The sequence below is a fragment of the Kitasatospora humi genome (assembly GCF_020907985.1).
Lineage (GTDB): Bacteria > Actinomycetota > Actinomycetes > Streptomycetales > Streptomycetaceae > Kitasatospora > Kitasatospora humi.
In genome coordinates, this window is sequence record NZ_JAJJPA010000116.1 from 1 (window position 1) to 3903 (window position 3903).

Here is a 3903-nt window from a genome sequence, read left to right on the forward strand (position 1 = left end):
TTAGGGACGTCCTTCTCCGCACCGCCCAGGATTTTGTTGAGATCTTCCGCGTGCTTGGCGTCGGTCTCGGCGGTGTTCTTCGCCACCGTCTTCAACTTCTGGCCGGCCGAATGATAGAAGTCCTGCACCGCCTTGCCGGCATCCTTGGCCAGCGCTGTGCCGAGCTTCTTCGCCGCATCCTCAAGTGCCTTGACGATCTGGTTCGTCACGCCGTGGCCTTCTGATGCGTCCCGTCCACATTGTCCGCGAACTCCCGTATGAGTGCAGCGGATTCGCGGACCTTGTCCTCATCCACATTCGGCCAGTTCGCCCCGATGAGCTGGAGCACCGCCACCACTTCACCGGGCACCTCGACCGCCACAGCTCCCCTTTCCCCCGATGGGCACGCACCACGACAATAGTTCAGACGTACAACAGGGGCGGCCGGTTTCGAACGTGATCAGCATCTCCGCCGACTCATGGGCGAGCCGGCTGTCACCGACCCGTAACCGTCAACCGCTCCAAGGTCGCTGCGACCAGCGTGAAACCCAAGTTCCTCGGCCCGCCTCCGCCGAGACGCTGCTACCGCTCCTGCGCACCTCGTTCCAGGAGGAAATGCCGGCCGGCCTGGCTTTACCCGCTGTCGGTCGGTGAATCACGGTTCTGGATCACTTTCCGTGCCAGAGCCACGGAGCGTCACCGCGCCCACTCCTGAGGCGCGATCACAGCCGCCGTGCCCATTGTCCGCAAGTCGGGCAACGGGCGTGGCTGGTTGCTCAGGACAGTCGTCGCAGCCGCAGCGCCACCGATTAGATCGTCGTCCTGTTCAGCGCCTGAACCAGCAGTGCCAGGAGTCCGCACTTGCCCGGCCCATCCTGGCCTGAGCGTGCCCGTCGCCGAGACGGGCGGGAGAACTCAGGTCGAGGACCACGCCCGCGGCGCTTCCTCTTCGGGCGCGAAGAGCGCACTGTAGACCGACACCTGGTCGAGATCAGGGAGGTTCAGCTCGGCGGGCGCCACCAACTGGGCCTCGGAGAGCAGCATGATGCCGTGCCGCAGCAGCGCTCGGACGACATCGCGCTCAAGGTCCGAAGTGCAGTCCGACTCCGATGCAATCACGTGCCCCAGAGCACCATCCCGATCCCTCGCGAACATCGCGTACGGCCCGACCATGGAGAGTCGCAGGAACAGCGGACCATCCGGGGTCTCGATGATGTAGCTGAAGGCAACATCGCAGTTGACATCGGTGTCGTCCACCAGTGTTGGGCTGGAAGCGGACAGTTCGCTTACCGCATCGCGGTACGGCTCCTGTCGGGCAACGGTCCGGACGAAGGACCTGCGGGGGTGATCGACATCCCCGTAGGCCTCATACAACCGCTGATTCAGCTCCCGTAGCGCACTCCAGTTCCAGGGCTCATTGGCGCGATGAAGACGTTTTCCCATGATTACCAATCCTAGTATTCGCGGCCGGCCGGGTGACCATGGATCTTCCCCGCCTGGTCCTGATGAACGCGAACCTTCGTCTGCCATCCACCGTTCGGTCCTCGTCCGACGGGCTTTCCATATTCGTAGTCACGCTGGTGGGGACGGCCGGGTACCGGTGTCCCGTTGTCCCACGCGTGCTGGGCATAGGCATCCGCCTCGGCGCGGTTGCGGAAGACGGAGGTCGGCGTGCCGTCTGCGATTCGCTTCTGGTACTCCTTGGTCCCCGCAACGTGCTGGTCCTGTTTCTGCCGGGAGACATGCGGCGACAGTCCCAGCGGGTCCGACCAGGTCTGCGGGTTGTGGACGTACGCATCAGGATTGGGGGCAGGGGCAAGGCCGAGCGGGTCGGGGCTGACGTAACGGGCGGTTTCCGGATCGTAATAGCGGTGAACGTTGTAGTGGAGGCGGCTCTCCGGATCGAAGTACTGGCCGGGGAACCGGAGCGGCGTGTAGGTCGTACCGTCCTGACGCCATGTGGTGAGGCCCCACAATGTGGGGCTGGCGCGCCAGGCGATCGTCTCTGTGGCGGTGTCGACGAGCTCGGTGGGGGTACCGACCAGGTCGGTGACGATCGCGAAGAACCGGCGATCGACCTGCTCCTGAGAATCGCCGACGGAAGTGGTGATCGTCTCGCTCTGCGCCAGCGGGTACCCGTCCTTGTGGTCCCAACTGAGCGTGTGCGGACCAGGCAGGTACGGAGCGTGGGTGGTCTGTTCGGCGAGGTTGAATCCGTCCCAGGTGAAGTCGGTGCGCTCCTCGGCATCGGTCCCGTCCGGGGTAAGGCGGAGCTTGGCGATGCGCCGTCCGAACGGGTCGTAGAGATAGCGCCACCAGGAACCGTCCGGGGTGGTGACATCGGTGAGACGGTCCTCGGCGTCCCAGGTGTACTGCCAGGTGTCGGGTTTGCGGGAGAGCCTGGTCACCTGGCGAAGAGTGATACGCCCGGCGGCGTCGTACTCGTGGCGCACCCGGCCGGCCGTGGTGAGCTGGGTGCCGGTGTAAGTGCGCGTCCCGAGGGCAGCCCTGGTTGCGCCGGTGGCGGGCCAGTCAGCCTCGAGAATGTTGCCGGCGGGGTCGTAGGCATAGCGCTCGGTCCATGGCGAGGCGTTGACCGCAGTGACCCGACCGGCGGCGTCCAGCTCGAAAGTACGCTGGCCGACGAACCTGTCCTCGAGGCCGATGAGGTCACCGTCCGCGCGGTAGCCGTAGGTCCGATGCTGGAGCACCGACTGCTCGGCGGGCGAGCCGACGCTCAGCGTCTGGCCGATCAGGCGGTGCCGGGCGTCCCACTCGCTGCTCAGCCTGACCCGCTCGCCCACGGCGCGTCGGAGTTCGCGCCCGGCCGCGTCGTAAGTGAAGTCCAGTATGCCGTTCGAGGTGGCGAGAGCGGTGGGGCGGCCGACTTGGTCGTAGGTCCAGGTACTGATGTGGCCGGCGGGAGTGGCTCGGCCGGTACGACGCCCCAGGGCGTCACGCGTGTGAGTGACGGTGCGGCCGTTGACGGTCTCGGCTAGGAGGCCGCCCAGGGCGTCAACCGTGCGGGCCACGTCCGCGTCCGCGTTGGCAGCCCTGATCAGGTGCCCTGCCGGGTCATAGGCATAGGCGGTGACACGTCCGGCCGCATCCTTGGACACCGTGCGGCCGAGCCGGTCGTAACCGTAGCGGCTGACCTGACCCAGCGGATTCGTCACACTCGCGACCTGTCCGGCCGCATCGAACTCGTAGCTGTACGTACGGCCGTGGAAATCACTCTCCCTGGTGAGGCGCCCCGCGGCGTCATAGGCGTATGTCCACTGTTGGCCCAGCGCATTGGTGACCCCGACAAGCTGCATGTTCGCGTCGTGGCTGAACGTGACACGCGCCCCATCGGGCGTTGTGCGGGCGGCGAGCGTTTCGAAGTGGGTGTACTCGAAGGTGCTGATCTGGCCGAGCTGGTCTGTGTGGGCGAGCATGTTTCCCTCGCCGTCGTATTTCCAGCTCGCGGTGGCCCCGTCAGCGGTCGTCCGGGTCTCGAGTCGACCCTCGACCGTCCAGGTGAACCGGGTGACCGCACCCAACGGGTCGGTGATGGCGATGGTACGGCCGAAGGCGTCGTGCTCGTAGCGGGTGGTGGTTCCGTCCGGATCGCTGATCTCGACCGGGAGTCCGGCCGCATCGCAGCGCAGCGATGTGGTGTGGCCAAGCGCGTCGGTGGTGGAGGTCAGATGGCCGAGCGAGTCGTAGGCATACCGGGTAACAGCACCGAGTGGGTCGACGAGACGGATGCGGCGCCCCGTCTCGTCGTAGGTCTGGTGCCAGGTTGCTCCACCGGGCTCGGTGATCAGTGTGGGAAGACTGAGCTCTTCCAGATATACGGCTCTGCTCTGTTCGCCGTCGGGGCGGGTGATGGTTATGAGGTTGCCGGCGCCGTCGTATTCGTAGCGGGTGGTGCGGCCGAGA

Annotated in this window: 4 protein-coding genes; all 4 read right to left on the reverse strand. The window is 65.9% G+C overall.

Annotated features, from left to right (window positions below; translation table 11 throughout):
- Positions 1-209, reverse strand: a 209-nt coding sequence (locus LN042_RS36520; RefSeq protein ID WP_372495889.1) for a hypothetical protein, incomplete at its 3' end; no start/stop codon positions are given.
- Positions 206-361: a hypothetical protein gene (locus LN042_RS36525; RefSeq protein WP_230055777.1), complete on the reverse strand. Its 156-nt coding sequence runs from the start codon at positions 359-361 to the stop codon at positions 206-208. The genes LN042_RS36520 and LN042_RS36525, both read right to left, overlap by 4 nt.
- Positions 362-894: 533 nt before the next feature.
- The gene (locus tag LN042_RS36530; RefSeq protein WP_230055778.1) at positions 895-1422 is read right to left on the reverse strand and encodes a hypothetical protein; all 528 of its coding nucleotides are present in this window, start codon (positions 1420-1422) and stop codon (positions 895-897) included.
- 11 nt (positions 1423-1433) lie between these two features.
- A partial coding sequence (locus LN042_RS36535) for an RHS repeat domain-containing protein (RefSeq protein ID WP_283844035.1) occupies positions 1434-3903 on the reverse strand: 2470 nt, incomplete at its 5' end.

Bases quoted from the DNA above. Each gene is read 5' to 3' on its own strand.
- LN042_RS36530 (WP_230055778.1), bottom strand. From the start codon at position 1,422: ATGGGAAAACGTCTTCATCGCGCCAATGAGCCCTGGAACTGGAGTGCG.